General features: G+C 50.1%; 19 protein-coding genes and 3 tRNA genes. 12 read left to right on the top strand and 10 right to left on the bottom strand.

All coding sequences use genetic code 11. The features are described from left to right. Nucleotides 1-34: 34 nt before the first annotated feature. The gene (locus BUQ98_RS07325; protein WP_074213167.1) at nucleotides 35-1,195 is read left to right on the top strand and encodes a 2-octaprenyl-3-methyl-6-methoxy-1,4-benzoquinol hydroxylase; all 1,161 of its coding nucleotides are present in this window, start codon (nucleotides 35-37) and stop codon (nucleotides 1,193-1,195) included. A 21-nt stretch (nucleotides 1,196-1,216) separates the two neighbouring features. Further along, entirely contained in the window at nucleotides 1,217-1,828 is a 612-nt protein-coding gene (locus BUQ98_RS07320; RefSeq protein WP_074213166.1) for an HAD family hydrolase, read from the top strand. Between the two features lie 61 nt (nucleotides 1,829-1,889). Here the strand turns inward: BUQ98_RS07320 and BUQ98_RS07315 are convergent. From BUQ98_RS07315 to lolB, 8 genes are all read right to left on the bottom strand, one after another. After that, a tRNA-Gln gene (locus BUQ98_RS07315) sits at nucleotides 1,890-1,964 on the bottom strand. A gap of 17 nt (nucleotides 1,965-1,981) precedes the next feature. After that, nucleotides 1,982-2,068: transfer RNA gene (locus BUQ98_RS07310), tRNA-Leu, on the bottom strand. 54 nt (nucleotides 2,069-2,122) lie between these two features. Continuing rightward, nucleotides 2,123-2,199 (bottom strand) — tRNA-Met (locus BUQ98_RS07305). 274 nt (nucleotides 2,200-2,473) lie between these two features. Continuing rightward, nucleotides 2,474-3,565: a redox-regulated ATPase YchF gene (ychF, locus tag BUQ98_RS07300; protein ID WP_074213165.1), complete on the bottom strand. Its 1,092-nt coding sequence runs from the start codon at nucleotides 3,563-3,565 to the stop codon at nucleotides 2,474-2,476. Between the two features lie 24 nt (nucleotides 3,566-3,589). Then, entirely contained in the window at nucleotides 3,590-4,180 is a 591-nt protein-coding gene (gene pth, locus BUQ98_RS07295) for an aminoacyl-tRNA hydrolase (protein WP_074213164.1), read from the bottom strand. 173 nt (nucleotides 4,181-4,353) lie between these two features. Then, nucleotides 4,354-5,301, bottom strand: coding sequence for a ribose-phosphate pyrophosphokinase (locus tag BUQ98_RS07290; protein WP_139294721.1), 948 nt, complete (start codon nucleotides 5,299-5,301; stop codon nucleotides 4,354-4,356). Nucleotides 5,302-5,326: 25 nt separating this feature from the next. Further along, the gene (ispE, locus tag BUQ98_RS07285; RefSeq protein WP_175566294.1) at nucleotides 5,327-6,190 is read right to left on the bottom strand and encodes a 4-(cytidine 5'-diphospho)-2-C-methyl-D-erythritol kinase; all 864 of its coding nucleotides are present in this window, start codon (nucleotides 6,188-6,190) and stop codon (nucleotides 5,327-5,329) included. Continuing rightward, entirely contained in the window at nucleotides 6,183-6,773 is a 591-nt protein-coding gene (gene lolB / locus BUQ98_RS07280; protein WP_074213162.1) for a lipoprotein insertase outer membrane protein LolB, read from the bottom strand. Before lolB ends, ispE begins: the two co-directional genes overlap by 8 nt. A gap of 278 nt (nucleotides 6,774-7,051) precedes the next feature. Between lolB and hemA the strand changes: the two genes are divergently transcribed. Genes hemA through kdsA form a run of 6 tightly spaced genes read left to right on the top strand, consistent with a single transcriptional unit; the run spans nucleotide 7,052 to nucleotide 12,366 of the window. Further along, entirely contained in the window at nucleotides 7,052-8,311 is a 1,260-nt protein-coding gene (hemA, locus tag BUQ98_RS07275; RefSeq protein WP_074213161.1) for a glutamyl-tRNA reductase, read from the top strand. A gap of 11 nt (nucleotides 8,312-8,322) precedes the next feature. Beyond that, nucleotides 8,323-9,411 carry a peptide chain release factor 1 gene (prfA, locus tag BUQ98_RS07270; protein WP_074213160.1) on the top strand — a complete coding sequence of 363 codons (1,089 nt, stop codon included), beginning with the start codon at nucleotides 8,323-8,325 and terminating at the stop codon, nucleotides 9,409-9,411. Then, nucleotides 9,411-10,256, top strand: coding sequence for a peptide chain release factor N(5)-glutamine methyltransferase (prmC, locus tag BUQ98_RS07265; RefSeq protein WP_074213159.1), 846 nt, complete (start codon nucleotides 9,411-9,413; stop codon nucleotides 10,254-10,256). Before prfA ends, prmC begins: the two co-directional genes overlap by 1 nt. Before the next feature lie 31 nt (nucleotides 10,257-10,287). After that, nucleotides 10,288-10,671 carry a SirB2 family protein gene (locus BUQ98_RS07260; RefSeq protein WP_074213621.1) on the top strand — a complete coding sequence of 128 codons (384 nt, stop codon included), beginning with the start codon at nucleotides 10,288-10,290 and terminating at the stop codon, nucleotides 10,669-10,671. A 2-nt stretch (nucleotides 10,672-10,673) separates the two neighbouring features. Further along, nucleotides 10,674-11,483 (top strand): SirB1 family protein, encoded by an 810-nt coding sequence (locus tag BUQ98_RS07255; RefSeq protein WP_074213158.1) that lies wholly within the window; start codon nucleotides 10,674-10,676, stop codon nucleotides 11,481-11,483. A gap of 31 nt (nucleotides 11,484-11,514) precedes the next feature. Continuing rightward, nucleotides 11,515-12,366: a 3-deoxy-8-phosphooctulonate synthase gene (gene kdsA / locus BUQ98_RS07250; RefSeq protein ID WP_074213157.1), complete on the top strand. Its 852-nt coding sequence runs from the start codon at nucleotides 11,515-11,517 to the stop codon at nucleotides 12,364-12,366. 110 nt (nucleotides 12,367-12,476) lie between these two features. Here kdsA and BUQ98_RS07245 read toward each other — a convergent pair whose 3' ends face one another. After that, nucleotides 12,477-12,917: a TM2 domain-containing protein gene (locus BUQ98_RS07245; protein WP_074213156.1), complete on the bottom strand. Its 441-nt coding sequence runs from the start codon at nucleotides 12,915-12,917 to the stop codon at nucleotides 12,477-12,479. Between the two features lie 560 nt (nucleotides 12,918-13,477). Here BUQ98_RS07245 and BUQ98_RS07240 point away from each other — a divergent pair. The 4 genes from BUQ98_RS07240 to BUQ98_RS07225 all read left to right on the top strand — a co-directional run bounded on the left by BUQ98_RS07240 (nucleotide 13,478) and on the right by BUQ98_RS07225 (nucleotide 17,981). Beyond that, nucleotides 13,478-14,824, top strand: a complete 1,347-nt coding sequence (locus tag BUQ98_RS07240) for a Na+/H+ antiporter NhaC family protein (protein WP_074213155.1) — start codon at nucleotides 13,478-13,480, stop codon at nucleotides 14,822-14,824. A gap of 272 nt (nucleotides 14,825-15,096) precedes the next feature. Next, a complete protein-coding gene (gene ushA, locus BUQ98_RS07235; RefSeq protein ID WP_074213154.1) occupies nucleotides 15,097-16,770 on the top strand; it encodes a bifunctional UDP-sugar hydrolase/5'-nucleotidase UshA in 1,674 nt (557 codons plus the stop codon). A gap of 95 nt (nucleotides 16,771-16,865) precedes the next feature. Then, a complete protein-coding gene (ybaK, locus tag BUQ98_RS07230) occupies nucleotides 16,866-17,339 on the top strand; it encodes a Cys-tRNA(Pro) deacylase (protein WP_074213153.1) in 474 nt (157 codons plus the stop codon). Nucleotides 17,340-17,357: 18 nt separating this feature from the next. Next, nucleotides 17,358-17,981, top strand: a complete 624-nt coding sequence (locus BUQ98_RS07225; RefSeq protein WP_074213152.1) for a LysE family translocator — start codon at nucleotides 17,358-17,360, stop codon at nucleotides 17,979-17,981. 53 nt (nucleotides 17,982-18,034) lie between these two features. On the opposite strand, the gene smrA is transcribed toward BUQ98_RS07225, so the two are convergent. Further along, a complete protein-coding gene (gene smrA, locus BUQ98_RS07220) occupies nucleotides 18,035-18,619 on the bottom strand; it encodes a DNA endonuclease SmrA (RefSeq protein ID WP_074213151.1) in 585 nt (194 codons plus the stop codon). Between the last annotated feature and the right edge of the window lie 4 nt (nucleotides 18,620-18,623).

The following is an 18,623-nucleotide window of genomic DNA, read 5'->3' as shown; positions in this document are numbered from 1 at the left end:
AGAATGCTTGCATTAACGGCACAAAGAGACGGTCATGAAGCAATTTGAAATTATTATCGTTGGCGGTGGCATGGTCGGTGCCGCTGCAGCATTAGGACTTGCCCGCCAAGGTCGGCAGGTGGCATTGATAGAACGCCAAGAACCGGCTCCTTTCCAGGCGTCACAACCGATGGATTTACGGGTTTCTGCAATTTCTCATGCGTCTGTCAGCTTGCTTCAAGACTTAGGCGCGTGGGCCGACATTGAAGCGATGCGAGTCTGTCCCTATCGCCGACTAGAAACCTGGGAAGCCGAAGACAGCCGAGTGTGTTTCAGTGCCGACCAACTCGACTTACCACAATTAGGATATATGGTCGAGAACCGCTTGATTCAACTCGGCCTGTGGCAGCAATTTTCGCGCTTTGACAATTTGCACCTTGTCTCACCGGCTTCTATCACCGATATGACGCAGGCGGGCGATCTGCATCAAATCCAATTAGACAGTGGTGAAACACTAGAAGCGCCCTGGTTGATTGGTGCCGACGGTGCCCACTCGAAAGTGCGAGACTATGCGCAAATCGGCCTCACCAGTTGGGATTATCGTCAGCATTGCATGTTGATTCATGTGGAAACCGCTGTGCCCCAACAAGACATTACTTGGCAGCAGTTTTTCCCTACAGGGCCGCGCTCGCTATTGCCGCTTTGCGGCCACAATGCCTCGTTGGTATGGTACGACAGTCCAGCTCGAATCCAACAGTTGCGTCAATGCAATGCCGACCAGCTTAAAGCTGAGATAGTGAGTCATTTCCCGCCGGAAGTCGGTGACGTCACCCCCATCAATTGGGGCGCATTTCCACTGACGCGCCGCCATGCGCAGCAGTACCATCGCAATGGGGCCGTGGTAATTGGTGATGCCGCCCACACCATTAACCCGCTTGCAGGGCAAGGTGTGAACTTAGGCTTTAAAGACGTCGCCGCATTGCTGGAATCTTGTGCGGATGCGGGCGCAGAATGGCAAGCGGAGTCAACGTTAGCGGCATACGAAAAAGCACGCCGCACCGATAACATGATGATGCAAACAGGGATGGATGTGTTTTATGCCGCGTTCAGTAACCGAGTCACGCCTTTAAAACTGGCGCGTAATGCGGTGTTTAAACTGGCTGAACACAGTGGGCCGGTGAAAAAGCACGTGTTGAAATATGCACTTGGGCTCTAATCATCGTGGCGAGGAGATTAAATGACTGGCTACCAGAATATTATTTTTGATATTGGCAATGTGATCGTGCGTTGGTCACCAGAAGAAATTATCCGCTTAACCTTGGGGGAAGCGGCGGATACGCACGCTTATGCTAATCAAATCTTCCAGAGTGATACCTGGCAAGCGCTGAATCGCGGTATGTTCACCGAGGCGCAAGCCAAGCAGTGTTTTGCCGATGATACGGCGCTTAGCCCCGCACAGCTTGAGGCGCTGTTTTATTACATCAAACAGACCCAAATTTGTCTTTACGGCAGTGTTGATTTGCTTCGTTCGGCCAAACAGGCCGGATACGGTGTTTATGCGTTAACCGATAATGTGCGCGAAATCGTGGCGTTCTTAAAGCAGCGCTATGCGTTTTGGTCACTGTTTGATGGGGCCATTGTATCGGCCGAAGTAGGGTGCTTAAAACCCGAACCCGCCATCTATCACCGCTTGTTGGATGATTACCACCTCGACCCAGCTTCTTGCGTGTTTTTGGATGACAGAGTCGCGAACGTCGAGGGTGCCAAAGCGCTAGGCATGGCGGGCATCCCCTTTACCGACGCACAGCAAGGTCGCGCAGAACTGGCCAAGATGGGGATCGTGGTGTAGCGGATTAAGCGAATACGAATCCTAAACGCAAAAAAGCCCACATGATGTGGGCTTTTTAATATGGCTGGGGTACCAGGATTCGAACCTGGGAATGACGAGATCAAAACCCGTTGCCTTACCGCTTGGCGATACCCCAGTAGGCGTTGCCTAACTTGGTGCGGAGAGAGGGACTTGAACCCTCACGTCCTTTCGGACACTAGCACCTGAAGCTAGCGCGTCTACCAATTCCGCCACCTCCGCAAAAGGTGGGTAACTCGGCAATAAAAAAAAGCGCTGCCAAATTACAAAAATAAATGGTGGCTACGACGGGATTCGAACCTGTGACCCCATCATTATGAGTGATGTGCTCTAACCAACTGAGCTACGTAGCCATGCTATAAGGCCAAAGCCTCAAGACGGACCGAATTATGCGGATTGAGAGAAAGAGCGTCAAGCCTGCCCACGATTTTTTTTATGATTTTGGTCCTGCTGGCTGCAATAATCACCAGTTTGCTTGTTTTACCAACAAAGACAGCGTGTTAATCAGCATAGTGTCGGGGGGGAAAGCTCTCTTGCTATGATAAAAAAAACCAGCCCTAAGGCTGGTCTAAATAATAAAGGGTGGGGTCTCGACAATTCACCCTGTGCGCGTCACGCGTATGCGTATTAAACGTTGAAGCGGAAATGGATCACATCACCGTCTTTGACGATATACTCTTTCCCTTCTAGACGCCATTTACCGGCATCTTTGGCACCGCTTTCGCCATTGTTAGCAATGTAATCTTCATAGCCAACCACTTCGGCGCGGATAAAGCCTTTTTCAAAGTCAGTATGGATTTTACCCGCTGCTTGTGGCGCGGTAGAGCCAATCGGCACCGTCCAGGCACGTACTTCTTTTACACCCGCCGTGAAGTAGGTGTGTAGGGTGAGCAGCTCGTAACCGGCGCGAATCACGCGGTGAAGCCCAGGCTCTTCAAGCCCCATTTCCTCTAAGAACGCGGCCGCTTCTTCAGCGTCCAATTCTGCTATCTCGCCTTCAATCTCCGCACACACGGCCACCACGGTCGCGCCTTCTTGGGCGGCAATCTCACGCACTTTGTCGAGGTATGGGTTATTTTCAAAGCCATCGTCGTTAACGTTGGCAATGTACATGGTGGGCTTGAGCGTTAAAAAGTTGAGGTATTGTACCGCGGCCGCTTCTTCTTTGGTCAGTTCGACCGAGCGCAACATGTTGCCCTCCTCAAGAACGGGCAGCAGTTTTTCAAGGACCGTCAGCTCAAATTTAGCGTCACTATCGCCACCTTTGGCTTTTTTAGCGTTGCGCTGCATCGCGCGCTCACAGCTTTCAAGATCGGCCAGCGCAAGCTCGGTGTTAATCACGTCGATATCATCAGCCGGATCCACTTTACCGGCAACGTGGACGATATTGTCATTTTCAAAACAACGTACAACGTGACCAATGGCATCGGTTTCACGGATGTTAGCTAAGAATTTGTTCCCTAAGCCTTCACCGCGTGATGCACCGGCAACCAGTCCCGCGATATCCACAAATTCCATGGTGGTTGGTAGCACTTTTTGTGGGTTCACAATTTTGGCTAACGCATCCAAGCGCAAGTCAGGCACAGGCACCACGCCCGTGTTTGGCTCAATCGTACAAAATGGAAAGTTAGCCGCATCAATGCCGGCCTTAGTCAGTGCGTTAAACAGAGTGGATTTACCTACGTTTGGTAGGCCCACGATGCCACATTTAAAACCCATGAGATGGTAACCCTTTAATCAAAATTACTGTGCTTTGAAGGTGTGTAGACGATTTTGCGCTTTGGCAAGATCGTCTTTGAACAGGATCTCGAGGCTGCGTACTGCCTCATCAGTGGCCTGCTCTAGCAGGCTCTGCTCATTGGCGGGCGCTTTGGTTAGCACATAGCCCGCCACCTTGTCCTTGTGACCCGGATGACCAATGCCAATCCGAAGTCGGTAAAACGATTTATCATTTGCTAATTTGCTAATGATGTCACGCAGCCCATTGTGGCCGCCGTGCCCACCACCTTGTTTAAACTTGGCCACCCCGGGGGGTAAGTCTAGCTCGTCATGCGCCACCATGATGGCGTCGACGGGAATATTGTAAAAGTTAGCCAGTGCTTGCACGGCTTTCCCCGACAAATTCATATACGTGGTTGGGATCAACACGCGCAGATCTTGTCCATGCACATTAATACGACCGGTCAAGCCAAAGAATTTTTTCTCTTCTTTCAATGGCACGTTGTGAATACGTGCCAGCTCCTGTACGACCCAAGCGCCCGCATTATGACGCGTTTGGGCGTATTCAGGGCCTGGATTAGCTAACCCTACTAATAAGCGGATCTGATTACTCACAACGTTTCTCGCTATTTGTCTACTCATCGTCGCCGGTGAGCGTCGAGCCCACGCAAAAAGGCGTCATATCCTACCATTGTTGTGGCTAGACGGTCGAGCCAGCACCGAAAAATGCGCAATAAAAAACACCCTGCTCAAGGGCAGGGTGTTTATCGTCTATCTGCGCCAATGTGTTAAGAATTAAACATGGCAGAGATTGATTCTTCATTGCTAATGCGGCGAATCGCTTCAGCCAGCATGCCAGAGAGGGTCAATTGCGACACACGGCCCGTGGCCTGAATTTCTGCGCTCAATGGTGTGGAGTCGGTGACCACAATCTCGTCAATCACAGATTCCGCAATGTTTTTCGGCGCATCACCTGAGAACACTGGGTGGGTAGCATAAGCAAAGACACGCTTAGCCCCACGGTTTTTCAGTGCTTCTGCGGCTTTACACAGGGTGCCACCGGTATCGATCATGTCATCAACAATGATGCAATCACGGCCTTCAACATCGCCAATCAAGTGCATCACTTGCGATACATTCGCTCGTGGACGGCGTTTGTCGATAATCGCAATGTCGGTATCATCCAACAGTTTAGCGGTTGCACGCGCACGGACTACGCCGCCAATATCTGGGGAGACAACCACAGGATCTTCCAAGTTCTTCGCCAGCATGTCTTCAAGCAAAACAGGGGTGCCAAAGATGTTGTCGACAGGGACGTCGAAGAAGCCTTGGATTTGTTCTGCGTGGAGGTCCACGGTGAGGACGCGGTCGACACCCACGTTAGAAAGAAAATCGGCAATAACTTTTGCGGTGATAGGGACACGAGAGGAACGAACGCGGCGGTCTTGGCGGGCATAACCAAAGTAGGGGATCACTGCAGTTATACGGCCAGCCGACGCACGTCTAAACGCGTCTATCATCACGACCAGTTCCATTAAATTGTCATTGGTCGGCGCACAGGTAGACTGGATGACGAACACGTCACTACCGCGCACGTTCTCGTTAATCTGAACACACACTTCACCGTCAGAAAAACGGCCAACAGTGGCGTCACCCAGTGACATGTAAAGACGGTTTGCGATACGTTGGGCGAGAACGGGTGTCGCGTTACCAGCGAACAGCTTCATATCAGGCACGGTGGAAACCTCGGGTTGCATCCATTTAATAGTCACTGGCTGACGGCTGTTGCTGTAGCGCGTCAAGTAAGGGCGATCGGTTCAACCCTCGTGCAACAAACCCTGTCAGCCAGTTAGGCATAGTGTCGAGTGTGTTCTGGGCATCTTGTGCGGTATCAAACTCGGCAAACACGCACGCGCCTGTCCCAGTCATCCTAGACGGCGCATATTCTACCAGCCAGGAAACAGCCTTATCAACCTCGGGGAATTGTTTACGGGCTATCTTTTCGCAATCGTTTTCGTGATTTTGCTTCATTAGCTCAGAAACTGTGCGCTTTGGCGTGTTTCTTTGCAAATCTGGATGGGTAAAAATTGCCGCGGTGGAAATAGACACGTCAGGCTTTACCACCAGGTAGTATTTCTCGTGCGGTGTCACTGGGGTAAATTCTTCACCAATCCCTTCAGCTACCGCGGCCTGGCCATAAATAAAAATCGGCACATCGGCACCCAGTGTCAGACCAATTTGGGCAAGCGTTTGTTGGCTTAATTGGGTTTGCCAGAGATGGTTGAGTGCGACGAGCGTCGTCGCGGCATCGGACGAGCCACCGCCAAGACCGCCACCCATCGGGAGGCGCTTTTCCAACGCAATATGCGCGCCTTGTTGGCAGCCTGTGTGCTGTTGCAACGCTTTCGCGGCTTTGACAATCAAATTGTCGTTTTCACTGACTCCCTCTATCGCGGGACTGAGGCTGATCGTGCCACTCGCGTTCGGCGTAATAGCCAGTGTGTCGCCATGGTCGAGAAACTGAAACAGGGTTTGCAGTTCATGATAGCCATTGTCGCGACGGCCGGTGATGTAGAGAAACAAGTTAAGCTTGGCAGGCGCGGGCCAAAAGGTGGGTTTAGTCATTATCGAGCGTCCAATCAGAAATCATTAACTTAATGGTTTGCTGGTCTTTGATAAGGGTAATACGCGTGGGGAGAGCAGGTTGTGTCTCAGCGCTGTAGTCCTGGTAATCAATATTCCAACCTTGCGCACCATTGAGGGCGGCAACACGGTTATCTGGCCCGAGAGAAAAGCGGTCTTGTGTACGTGGCAGACCCACTAACCAAGGGGCAAGAGCCTCAACGGGTAAGTGAGCCCCAGTCAAATAGGCGATAAGGCGCGCGGGGTTAGTGTCTTGATATTGCTTGCCTTGATCATCCACCAAGATTGCGCCCTGATCATTCATGGTCAATGACAATAAGGTGGTACCAAGAAAGTTGGTGAGCCTTAATTGAGATTGTGCGGGAGCGTGTTGCCAATAAAGGTTGGCAGAAAAGCGTGTATCAGGCGAGATAAATGCGACTTTTCCAATGGCGGTATAGCTATCAATGGCGTCAAGCGCGGCGCGATGGGTATGCCACTTGGTCGTGGGGGCCGGGGCGGTTGCACAGCCAGCGATCACGGTAAAAAGCAGCGCTAACACGCAGATGCGTATACAGGAGAACATGAAACCGAGTATCCTTTTGTTATCGTCACCAGGTGGTGAGTCGCATTTCATGCTACTTTGCCACAAGCGTCGAGGTGAGAGAAGCCAGTTGGACACTTAGCCGTGCGGGAGGAAAGAATGGGTATGTATGCTGTTGACCACTCCGCCACCGATCTCGTGAGGCTTCACATTTCCGTGCCACGAAAATACTGCGATACAATGTTCGCTTTAATTCACGGGGGGCATCAAGTAAAATCCCCCGCTCCAATCCTTACTGGTGCTGTCGGTAACAACGCTTCATGAGCCTGTTAGTTCTCGGAATTAATCACAAAACGGCCCCCGTCGAATTGCGGGAAAAGGTCGCCTTTTCGCCGCAGCAACTCGAGCGGGCGTTAGGGCTGCTTTCCGAGCATCCGCAGGTGAACAGTTGTGTGATCGTTTCAACCTGTAATCGCACTGAGATATACGCCGAGCTGAATCAGCCAGGGGTCGGGGTCTTAGTCGAATGGCTAACGCGCTTTCACCAGCTCAGTAGTGATAGCTTGATGGCAAGCATTTACTATCATGAAGAGCAATCAGCGGTGAAGCACCTGATGCGGGTTGCCTGTGGATTAGACTCTTTAGTGTTAGGTGAGCCACAAATTCTGGGTCAGGTAAAGCAAGCGTACGCCAGTGCCAATGATGCCGATATGATATCAGGCTCGCTGGAAAAGTTGTTTCATAAGGCGTTCGCTGTCGCTAAACGGATCCGAACGGAAACCGAGATTGGCGGCAACGCGGTGTCAGTGGCTTTTGCTGCCTGTACGCTGGCGCGACAGATATTTGAATCGTTGTCGGATGTCACCACGCTATTGGTGGGGGCGGGCGAGACCATTGAGCTGGTGGCCAGGCATTTAAAAGAGCACCAATGCAGTCAGATTATTTTTGCCAACCGTACAGAGGCGCGCGCGCAACGCTTAGCAGAGCAGTTTGACGCTAAAGTGATTGGGCTCGATGGATTGTCGGAGCAGCTTTGCCAAGCTGATATCGTGATCAGCTCAACCGCCTCGCCATTGCCACTGATCGAAAAAGCAATGGTTGAAAAAGCCTTGAAACAGCGTCGCCATCAACCCATGCTGTTGATCGATATCGCGGTGCCACGAGACATTGATGAGGGTGTAGGCAGCTTATCTGATGCGTATCTCTACAGCGTGGATGATTTGCAATCGATAGTAGAACATAATCGTGAACAGCGAAAACTGGCCGCGATCCAGGCAGAAGCGATAGTGACGGAAGAAAGTGCAGACTTTATGCGCTGGTTACGTTCACGAGAAGCGGTCGATAGCATCAAGCAATATCGAACACAGTCCGAACACATTAAACAGGCGGAGCTGGCGCAAAGTATCCAAGCACTCGCCAATGGTGCTGACGCAGAAAGCGTGTTACGCCAATTAAGTAACCGTCTGACCAATAAACTGATCCATCCCCCCACGCAGGCGATGCAGCAAGCTGCACAAAATGGTGAGCCCGATAAACTGGCCGTGATGCGTGCTTGTTTGGGACTGGACAGTGATAACTAACGAAGAGATTTATGAAAGCATCAATATTAGCGAAGCTAGAATCGCTGGCTGAGCGTTACGAGGAAGTTCAGCACTTACTCGGAACGCCTGAGATCATTAATGACCAGAACAAGTTCCGTACTCTGTCGAAAGAGTACGCGCAGCTGGAAGAGGTGATTAAGTGCTTTAGCGAGTTCAAGCAGGCCAAAGAGGATCTCGCGGCGGCAGAGGAAATGGCGAGTGAAGATGATCCTGAAATGCGTGAAATGGCGCAAGAGGAAGTGTCTCACGCCCAACAAACCATCGTCGATTTAACCGATCAGCTGCAAATCTTATTGCTGCCTAAAGATCCCAATGACGATCGCAACTGCTTTTTAGAAATCCGAGCAGGGGCCGGTGGCGATGAGGCCGGGATTTTTGCGGGTGATTTATTCCGTATGTATAGCCGTTATGCTGAGCGGCGTGGCTGGAAGTTAGAAATTATCAGCGCTAGTGAAGGCGAGCACGGCGGTTTTAAAGAAGTGATTGCGCGTGTTGCGGGTGACGGTGCATATGGTGTCCTTAAATTTGAATCCGGTGGCCACCGTGTTCAGCGTGTTCCCGCCACTGAATCGCAAGGGCGCGTGCACACCTCGGCGTGTACGGTGGCGATTTTGCCAGAAGTGCCAGAAACCGAAGCGCCTGAAATCAACCCTGCCGATTTAAAAGTGGATACCTTCCGCGCATCCGGGGCGGGTGGACAGCACGTTAACACGACGGACTCTGCGATTCGAATTACTCACCTGCCGACCGGCACCGTGGTCGAGTGCCAGGATGAGCGCTCACAACATAAAAACCGCGCCAAAGCGATGTCAGTGTTGGCAGCGCGATTAATTAAAGCAGAAGAAGAGAAACGTGCCGCTGAAGAGGCCTCTACGCGCCGTAACCTGCTAGGGTCCGGGGATCGTTCAGACCGTATTCGCACCTACAACTATCCGCAAGGGCGAGTGTCAGACCATCGCATTAACTTAACGCTATATCGCTTAGATGATGTGATGCAGGGCGATCTTGATAGTTTGGTGGATCCGGTGATCCAAGAACACCAAGCGGATTTGCTAGCGGCCTTGTCTGAGCATCAATAATGACGACAACAATCAGTGCGTTACTGGCAGATAGCACCACAGAGCTGACCGCCTTGTCGGGGAGCTCTGCAGCGATCGACGTGCGAGCCTTGCTCTGCCATGTGTTAGGACAACCAAGCAGTTATCTTTACACTTGGCCAGAGCGAAAGCTAACCGCGGCGCAACTGGCACAATTTCGTCAATTATTTGCACGCCGGTTACAGGGAGAGCCTGTGGCGTACATCCTGGGTTACCGTGACTTTTGGACGTTACGACTCAGTGTGTCAACCGCGACCTTGATCCCGCGCCCTGAAACGGAGCTCTTAGTTGAGCAGGCACTGATGGCATTGCCTGCCACACCCTGCCGAGTCTTGGATTTAGGCACTGGAACGGGCGCCGTGGCCTTAGCGATTGCCAGCGAGCGACCCGATGTGACTGTTGTGGGGGTAGATCTGATGCCCGAGGCTGTTTCTTTAGCAAGTCGCAACGCCCACGATAACCACATCCAAAACGCACATTTTATTCAAAGTGACTGGTTCAGTGCGCTCAGCGATATGAACCCATTTGATGTGATTGTGAGTAACCCTCCGTATATCGATGGTGCCGATCCGCATCTTCAACAGGGCGATGTTCGCTTTGAACCCGCCAGTGCCTTGGTTGCCGAGGAAAATGGCTTGGCGGCACTTCGTTACATTGGCCAAACAGCACCGAACTATCTGGTCGAAGGCGGCTGGTTGATGGTCGAGCATGGTTACAACCAAGGTGAAGCGGTGCGTACCGCATGGAAAGACGCCGGTTGGCAAGGTGCCAACACCCAACAAGACTATGCCGGGCTGGATAGGATCACCCTAGCTCAGCATATTTAATTGAGACTGACAGGAAGCAGGAATCGTTATGATCTATATGGCCCTAAAGCACACCCACTTACTGACTGTGGTATTAAGCCTTTCTTTATTCGTGATCCGGTTTGTTTGGGTGATGCGTGATAGCGAGATGATGAATAAAAAATGGGTCAAGGTCACGCCGCATGTGGTCGATACCCTATTACTGACCTCAGGAGTTGCCCTCATTTTTGTGACAGGCTTTATACCGTTTACAGAGTCTGGTGCTTGGTTGACCGAAAAGCTGACCTGTGTACTGGCGTACATAGCGTTAGGTTTTGTGGCCTTGCACTATAGCCGCGGCAAACTGTTCCGAACACTGGCGTTTTTTGGTGCCTTGGGCTGGGCCTATGCAGCGGCCAACCTGGCACTGATTAAAGTTCCACACCTAATGGGATAAGCATGATGCCATTAACCGATCAACAATTAGACTCGCTCACACTGGCAGAAGGGGCCGCGACCCTGAACCATGCCATCGACGCCTCGATTGATGTTCATCAAGTGAAAGCGTCACTCGATCGCCTTGCTGACGAAGCGGAGCATCAACTTGGTGCCGAACCTGACATGGCATTACGTCTTGATGGATTATGTCGCCTGTTTTATCACCAGTGGCAGTTTAAGGGAGATATCGAGCAATACTTCTCATCCGATAATGTATTTCTAGATAAAGTCCTGGATCGTAAAGTCGGGATCCCAGCATCACTTGGCGCGGTATTCCTATATCTTTGCGATCGCCTGTCACTGCCGGTTAAACCGGTTGCCTTTCCGAGCCAATTAGTGCTTCGGATTGATGAGCTTGATGAAGCACCTGTGTTTATTAATCCCTTTAATGGCGAACGCGTGAGCCAGCGTATTCTCAGTGGTTGGTTGAAAGGAAGCCAAGGGCCGCTAGCGGAGTTGGAATCGTCACACCTATTGCCTAGCGATAATCCCACGATTATAGGCCGTTGGTTAACAGTGGCTAAAAGTGCGTTATTACGTGAAGAAAAGTATGCAATGGCACTGCGTTGTAGTGAATTAGCACTGACTTTTAGCCCCGATGACCCTTATGAGATCCGTGATCGCGGCTATATTTTCCAACAGTTGGATTGCGATCGTGTGGCCGCCACCGACTACGAGTATTTTATTGAGCAATGTCCGGACGATCCGGCGGCAGAGCTGCTAAAAATGCAAGTGAAAGCGCTTAACGAAGAGCAACCGACGTTACATTGATGCGTGAGAGCACATGATAAAGGATACCCGTATGACGCAAAAAACCGTCCACATTGGCGATACACCCGTTGCGAATGATCGCCCGTTCACTCTGTTTGCTGGCATGAATGTGCTGGAGTCTCGTGATCTTGCTATGCAAATTTGCGAGCACTACGTCAAGGTGACTGACAAGCTTGGCATTCCCTATGTTTTTAAAGCCTCTTTTGATAAGGCAAACCGTTCGTCAGTGCACTCCTACCGTGGTCCAGGCATGGAAGAGGGGCTAAAGATCTTTGAAGAGCTGAAAAGTACCTTTGGCGTCAAAGTGATCACGGATATCCATGAGCAATATCAAGCTGCACCCGTGGCGGAAGTGGCGGATGTCATTCAATTGCCCGCCTTCTTAGCCCGTCAAACTGACTTGGTTGAAACCATGGCGAAAACCGATGCGGTGATTAACGTTAAAAAGCCACAGTTTATGAGCCCAGGTCAAGTCGGCAACATTGTCGATAAATTTGCTGAATGTGGTAATGAAAAGGTTATTTTGTGTGAGCGCGGTAGCTGTCATGGTTACGATAACCTAGTCGTCGATATGCTGGGCTTTGACGTGATGAAGAAAGCATCAAACGGTAGCCCGATTATTTTTGATGTGACTCACGCCCTGCAATGTCGTGATCCGCAGGGCGCGGCATCTGGTGGACGCCGCCAGCAAACCGTTGATTTGGCGCGTGCAGGTTTAGGCACCAAAATTGCCGGATTATTTATCGAAGCACATCCAGATCCAGATAACGCTCGTTGCGATGGCCCCTCAGCATTGCCGCTGAACAAGCTTGAACCATTCCTCGCTCAAATGAAATCACTGGATGATGTGATTAAAAGCTTTGAAGATATCGATATTCGCTAAGGTATAGCGCTAGATTGATGAAGTGAAAAGCTGCCGAATTGGCAGCTTTCTTGTGCTCATTCGCAAATATGATTATGCAAAAGTAGATGGCACTTAGTCAGAGAGCACAGTTAAAACCAGCCTTTGTGGCCATTTACATAGGTCGCTTCAAACTCTTTATCTGTTTTGATCAGGTAAATGATGAATTCAACAAAAGCAATAGTCCCGATAACTATGCTAGGGATACCCAGCAAGATAAAGCCAAATAGGAAGGCTAACAACATGATTAGGCCTTCTTTGGTATAGCCAAGATAGAATTTATGTACGCCAAATGCCCCAAAGAAGAAAGCCAACAAGGCTGCTGGTATTTTCTTTGAGCTGGTCGGGGATACTGCTTCACCGAATACAGCGGTAGCCTTTCCATTGGATAGCGCAAAATCAACATTCATACCAGCCTCTGGTAGCGTGCCAGATTTCCACTCGTCCATTGTTAGATTATATTCAATCCCGTCTTCACCTGTGATGAGACCTTCGCGCTTTGTGTTGTCAAAGCTCTTTATTACCCCTTTCATTTTAACTCCTGTGACGTAGAAAAATAGACAAAGCTTTTAGCACACTTCTATTTTTTGTCCAGCAATTTGCTTTTTATGTTGAATAGATTAGACACTTTTAGAGTTCACACCTTGTTTCGTGTCTTCGTTTAGGCATGCCTCCAGATAGACAAGCGACGCGTCCACACTCATCAATGTGAAGCGTTATTTGGGAGGGGTGTTTAGCATTGCCCATGATCGCCGAACCGGTCGATAACCAGACGTGCATGAGTCTTACGAACATCAAAATCACTTTATCAACGGTAAATTACCGTCTCCCTGGTTATCCTTTCCTGATGGGTGTTCTTTTTATCGATAAACGACGTCGTCCCGGTCTCATTTCTATCTTCAATTTTCTCGCGCTATCATTTCGTTTTTATACCGTATCGTTTGCCTGAAATACCTTTTTGGTGCGAGGCGTTGTCTAGCATCGAGTACGAGCAATCAAGATATTTAGATGTTTAGACGTCCATTTGTTGACTGGACGGCTAGCGGTCTGTAACCTTGATCACAGTTTTATAATAGGTATGACAAAAACTGCCATGACAACATCAGCAAATACGACACCGCAGCCCTCTGCGATTGCACTGCTCCCCCTTCTTTTGTTCTTAACGCTTTTCATTGGCGCTGGCGTTTACTTTACTTTGCAGGGCGCAGATTACGCCTTTTATCAATTGCCGGCACACGTGGCTATTCTACCCGCTGTGATTCTTGCCATAGGCTTGAGCCGTGAGCGACTGAACACCGCCATTGAGCAGCTTATTCGTGGAATGGGGCATGGCGATATTATTGCCATGTGCTTAATTTATTTATTGGCCGGTGCGTTTTCGTCAGTGGCGGATGCGACGGGTGGGGTACAAGCTACCGTCAATCTCGGCTTAGCCTTGATCCCAGAAAGCTTGATCTTACCCGGTCTGTTCGTAATTGCCGCCTTTATCTCCACCGCGATGGGGACGTCCATGGGCACCATTGCCGCCCTTGCTCCCTTTGCGCTTAACATGGCAACCGCGACGGGCCAAGCGCCCGCGGTCATGGCTGGCGTACTGCTGAGTGGTGCCATGTTTGGTGATAACCTGTCCTTTATTTCGGATACCACCATTGCTGCTACTCGCTCACAAGGTTGTAGCATGCGCGATAAGTTTAAAGAAAACGTGGGGATTGCCATTCCCGCAGCGGTCGCGGCCATTGTGCTGTTCGTGTTTAACAACCAAAGTGCGCCCGTTGAAGCGCCAGAGAGCATCAATTATCTGGCGGTAGTGCCTTATCTATCGATTATCATTCTTGCGTTGGCAGGGTTGAATGTGTTCGTGGTCCTGACCGCTGGTATCGTGTTGGCGTTATGTATCGGGCTTATGGGCACCCCTGACTTCACGCTGATGACCTTTAGCCAGGAGATAAAAGCGGGCTTCTCCAGCATGCAAGAAATCTTCTTGCTCTCCTTAATGATCGGTGGGATTGCCGAGCTGATGCGTTGTCAGGGCGGCTTGAGCTTTCTGACTCAAACGGTGAACAAAGTGATTGCCCGTTTTCAGAAAAACCAAGGTCAGCATCATTCTCGTGCCAGCGAGTTTGGCATTGCGCTTTTAGTCTCATTTGCCAACTTGTGCACTGCCAATAACACGGTTGCGATCGTGGTGTCAGGGCAAGTTGCAAAGAACATTGCCAGCGAACACGGGGTGCCAGCAAAGCGGAGCGCGAGTTTACTCGATATCTTCTCGTGTGTGGTGCAAGGCATGATCCCCTATGGCGCGCAAATCCTATTATTAGGGGCAAGTTTTGGCCTTTCTCCCTTAGTGATCGTCAGCCATTCGTACTATTGTTTCTTCTTGGCCATATCGGCGCTGATGGCAGTGATTAGCCGCCGTTGGTGGCAAGCACGTCGCACCTAGTCGCTTAACGGTACAGCCAACGGCGTTGTCCTTGCCTGTTTAAATAGACAAGCAAAGGCTGCGCCGTTTTTTATTGGGTTAGAGTGCTGACTCTAGAAGTTTTGCCCTGATCACCAAAGTGAGCTTATATGGTATATGTAGGGTGATCATCACAACAAAAATATGAAATGACTCAGCACCGTAGCATCAATTCTTTTAGACTAGATAGCGTTTTCTAACCACCGACAGTGATGTCGATGGTGGTTTTTCCATCGCTAAAAAGGTCTATGATCATGAAGGAACGTCTTTGTTTGAAGGCAGCAGTGAGTGCTGCGTTAATTGCATCTTTGGCAGGGTGTGCCAACTCTGGCTCGGAGACACAAGAGCAAGGTTGGGCGCCAGATACCACTTATAAACTTACCATTCTTCATACCAACGATCACCACGGTCGTTTCTGGCACAACCGCTATGGCGAATATGGCATGGCAGCGCGTAAAACGTTGATTGACGAGCTACGCACTGAAGCCGAGGCCGAAGGCAGTGAAGTGTTACTGCTCTCTGGGGGCGATATCAACACCGGTGTCCCTGAATCTGACTTGCTGCAAGCAGAGCCCGATTTTAAAGGGATGACGCGAATTGGTTACGATGCCATGGCCATTGGTAACCATGAGTTTGATAATCCATTAAGCGTGCTGAAACAGCAAATGCAATGGACTGACTTCCCAATGCTGTCAGCCAACATTTATGACAAAGAGACCGGCGAGCGTAAATTCCAGGCTTACGAGATGTTTGAACGTAACGGCCTGAAAATCGCAGTCGTCGGTTTGACTACAGAAGATACCGCTAAGATCGGTAACCCAGAATACATAGGTTCGCTCGATTTCCGTGATCCGAAAGCAGAAGCGAAAAAAGTGATCGCCAAGCTGAAAGAAACTGAGAAGCCTGACATCATTATCGCGGCGACTCACATGGGTCACTACGCAGACGGTAAAAGTGGTGTCAATGCCCCAGGTGATGTGGCGCTCGCGCGTTACATGGACGAAGGCGATCTCGACCTTATCATCGGCGGCCACTCACAAGAGCCGGTGTGTATGGAAGGTCCGAACATGTACAACGAGAGCTTCGAGCCTGGTGATGCCTGTACGCCTGATCAACAAAATGGCGCTTGGATCATGCAAGCCCATGAGTGGGGCAAGTACGTTGGTAAGGCAGAGTTTGAATTCCAAAACGGTGATTTGAGCCTCGTGAGCTACGATCTGATCCCGGTGAACCTGAAGAAAAAAATCAAGGTTGATGGTGAGAAAAAGCGCGTCTTTATCCAAGATGAAATTGAAAAAGACCAAGCTTTGTATGACTTCTTGAAGCCTTATCAAGATAAAGGTCAAGAGAAGCTCAATGTTAAGATCGCCGAGAGTAACGGTAAGTTAGAAGGTGATCGCAATGTTGTTCGCTTCCAGCAGACCAACCTCGGTCGTTTGATTGCCAAATCCCACATGGAGCGCGCCAATGCTGATTTTGCGGTGATGAACTCAGGGGGAGTTCGTGACTCTATCATCTCTGGCGATATCACATACAAAGATGTGCTTAAAGTTCAGCCATTCGGCAACATGGTGACTTACACCGACATGAGCGGTGAAGAAGTGATGGATTACCTCAATGTCGTGGGCACCAAGCCGGTTGACTCGGGAGCGTATGTTCAATTCGCAGGCGTTTCTATGGTCGTTGAAAACGGTAAAGTCCATGATGTGAAGATTGGTGGTGAGCCTATCGATATGGATAAGACCTATCGCTTTACCGTGCCAAGCTTTAACGCCGCTGGTGGTGATGGTTATCCAAAATTGACTAACCATCCAGGTAACGTGAACACCGGTTTTGTTGATGCGGAAGTGTTGAAAGATTATCTAGAAGCCAATAGTCCTATTGACGTGAATGACTATGCACCAAAGGGTGAGATTGTTTACAAATAAATCTTGATAAGATTGCGATGATAAAGCGGTACCGGTGCGGTGCCGCTTTTTTTGTGTAATGATATTGCGGTGTGTTGTAGCAGCAGAGAAATATGATGACGCCAGCAATAAAAATAGCGGAAAAACAGGGTATTGCCTTCGATGTTCATCAATATGAACATGACCCAAGTAACCCAAACTTTGGCGACGAGGCTGTCCAAGCGTTAGGGCAAGATCCGGCACGCGTATTCAAAACCTTGTTATTTTGTATCAATGGTGACAGTAAGCAGCTTGCTGTGGCCGTGGTTCCGGTGAAAGGTAGCCTCAATCTTAAAGCGGCAGCAAAAGCCGCGGGAGGTAAAAAAGCGACCATGGCAGATCCGCAAATAGCGCAACGTGCAACGGGATATCTGGTCGGGGGGATCAGTCCTCTTGGACAGAAAAAACGTCTTCCCACCTTTTTAGATGCATCAGCAAAGCCGTTTACGACCATTTGCGTCAGCGCAGGACGCCGTGGCTTAGAAATTGAATTGGCACCGAACGATCTCGTGTCATTGACGGCAGGCCAGTATGCCGCCATTGGCGGTTAAACAGGAGGATAAGTAATTATGACATTCACCATTTGGGCATCACTCGCATTAGTTTGCATGCTGGGGGCGATGTCACCTGGTCCCAGTTTAGTAGTGATGGCAAAACATAGCCTTGCCAATAGCCGCTTACATGGCATTGTGGCCTCATGGGCGCATGCTTTTGGCGTTGGTCTTTATGCACTGATTACCATGTTGGGATTGGCGGTTATCTTCAAGCAATCGCCATTATTGTTTACTGTCATTGCCTACGCAGGGGCAGGCTATCTGGCTTGGCTCGGGATAAAGTCACTGCTGAGTAAAGGCGGTGTGGCTGCAAAATTAGAAGCCGGAAAACCAGCAAGCTTAGGTGAGGCGGCGCGCGATGGCGCAATGATCTCGATGCTTAACCCAAAGCTAGCGCTGTTTTTTATTGCCTTATTCAGCCAGTTCGTTGCGGTGGGCACGGATTTATTTAGCCGCAGTGTGATTGTGTTGACGCCGTTGTTCATTGACGGGTTGTGGTACACCCTGATTGCTTTTTTGCTTTCCAGCGCGGGGGTGGTGGATAAACTGCGTCGACACGCGGTTTGGGTTGATAAGCTTTCTGGGCTGGTACTCCTCGCATTAGCAATACGAGTGATCGTCACGCTGCAATACTCGTAAAGCCGTTGTCTAGAGTGCGAAAAAGACTGGCAAGCGGCCAGTCTTTTTCTGGTTTAGGGGCGATGGCTCAAGTGCCGCTCACGGGTTTCCAGCTTTTTTTCTTGGCTTTTTTTAAGCATCACATATAGCGCACCCGAACCGCCTTGGTGGCGAAGCGCCGAATGGAAGCCCAGCACGTCGGAGATTTGTTGCAACCACTGACAGACATAGCTTTTCATCATTGCCGGTGGGTTACTGCGCTCGCCTTTTCCATGCACAATAATCACGGTGCGAACATCCATGCGTTGGCATTGTTTCAGAAAGCGTAGAATTTCATCGCGGGCTTGCTCTAACGACATCTTGTGCAGGTCAAGTCGCGCATTAATGTCATATTTACCTAGGCGAAGCTTCCTAAATACCCCTTCTTGTACGCCATCCCGTTTATAAGCCATCACCTCGTCGGGTTTAACCATGGTGGCATAATCGAGTGATAGATACTCGGGATCACTATGAGCTAGCTTCTGCGCCGCGCGTTGTCGCGCCAGTTGAGCTTCTGTAGGCTGATGCGGTCCAGTTTGATCCTCAACCGTATCTTGCGCTATGGGGGCGACATCAGACATCATTTCTCGGAATAGCTCAAATTCGTTTTTATCACTCATCACT

Source organism: Salinivibrio sp. ES.052 (genome assembly GCF_900141775.1).
Taxonomy (GTDB): Bacteria; Pseudomonadota; Gammaproteobacteria; order Enterobacterales; family Vibrionaceae; genus Salinivibrio.
The sequence above is the reverse complement of the archived record's forward strand: the minus strand, read 5'-3'. Positions and strand labels throughout refer to the sequence as shown.

Bases quoted from the DNA above. Each gene is read 5' to 3' on its own strand.
- BUQ98_RS07325 (WP_074213167.1), top strand. From the start codon at position 35: ATGAAGCAATTTGAAATTATTATCGTTGGCGGTGGCATGGTCGGTGCC.
- BUQ98_RS07320 (WP_074213166.1), top strand. From the start codon at position 1,217: ATGACTGGCTACCAGAATATTATTTTTGATATTGGCAATGTGATCGTG.
- ychF (WP_074213165.1), bottom strand. From the start codon at position 3,565: ATGGGTTTTAAATGTGGCATCGTGGGCCTACCAAACGTAGGTAAATCC.
- ispE (WP_175566294.1), bottom strand. From the start codon at position 6,190: ATGACTAAACCCACCTTTTGGCCCGCGCCTGCCAAGCTTAACTTGTTT.
- lolB (WP_074213162.1), bottom strand. From the start codon at position 6,773: ATGTTCTCCTGTATACGCATCTGCGTGTTAGCGCTGCTTTTTACCGTG.
- hemA (WP_074213161.1), top strand. From the start codon at position 7,052: ATGAGCCTGTTAGTTCTCGGAATTAATCACAAAACGGCCCCCGTCGAA.
- prfA (WP_074213160.1), top strand. From the start codon at position 8,323: ATGAAAGCATCAATATTAGCGAAGCTAGAATCGCTGGCTGAGCGTTAC.
- prmC (WP_074213159.1), top strand. From the start codon at position 9,411: ATGACGACAACAATCAGTGCGTTACTGGCAGATAGCACCACAGAGCTG.
- BUQ98_RS07255 (WP_074213158.1), top strand. From the start codon at position 10,674: ATGATGCCATTAACCGATCAACAATTAGACTCGCTCACACTGGCAGAA.
- kdsA (WP_074213157.1), top strand. From the start codon at position 11,515: ATGACGCAAAAAACCGTCCACATTGGCGATACACCCGTTGCGAATGAT.
- BUQ98_RS07245 (WP_074213156.1), bottom strand. From the start codon at position 12,917: ATGAAAGGGGTAATAAAGAGCTTTGACAACACAAAGCGCGAAGGTCTC.
- BUQ98_RS07240 (WP_074213155.1), top strand. From the start codon at position 13,478: ATGACAACATCAGCAAATACGACACCGCAGCCCTCTGCGATTGCACTG.
- ushA (WP_074213154.1), top strand. From the start codon at position 15,097: ATGAAGGAACGTCTTTGTTTGAAGGCAGCAGTGAGTGCTGCGTTAATT.
- ybaK (WP_074213153.1), top strand. From the start codon at position 16,866: ATGACGCCAGCAATAAAAATAGCGGAAAAACAGGGTATTGCCTTCGAT.
- BUQ98_RS07225 (WP_074213152.1), top strand. From the start codon at position 17,358: ATGACATTCACCATTTGGGCATCACTCGCATTAGTTTGCATGCTGGGG.
- smrA (WP_074213151.1), bottom strand. From the start codon at position 18,619: ATGAGTGATAAAAACGAATTTGAGCTATTCCGAGAAATGATGTCTGAT.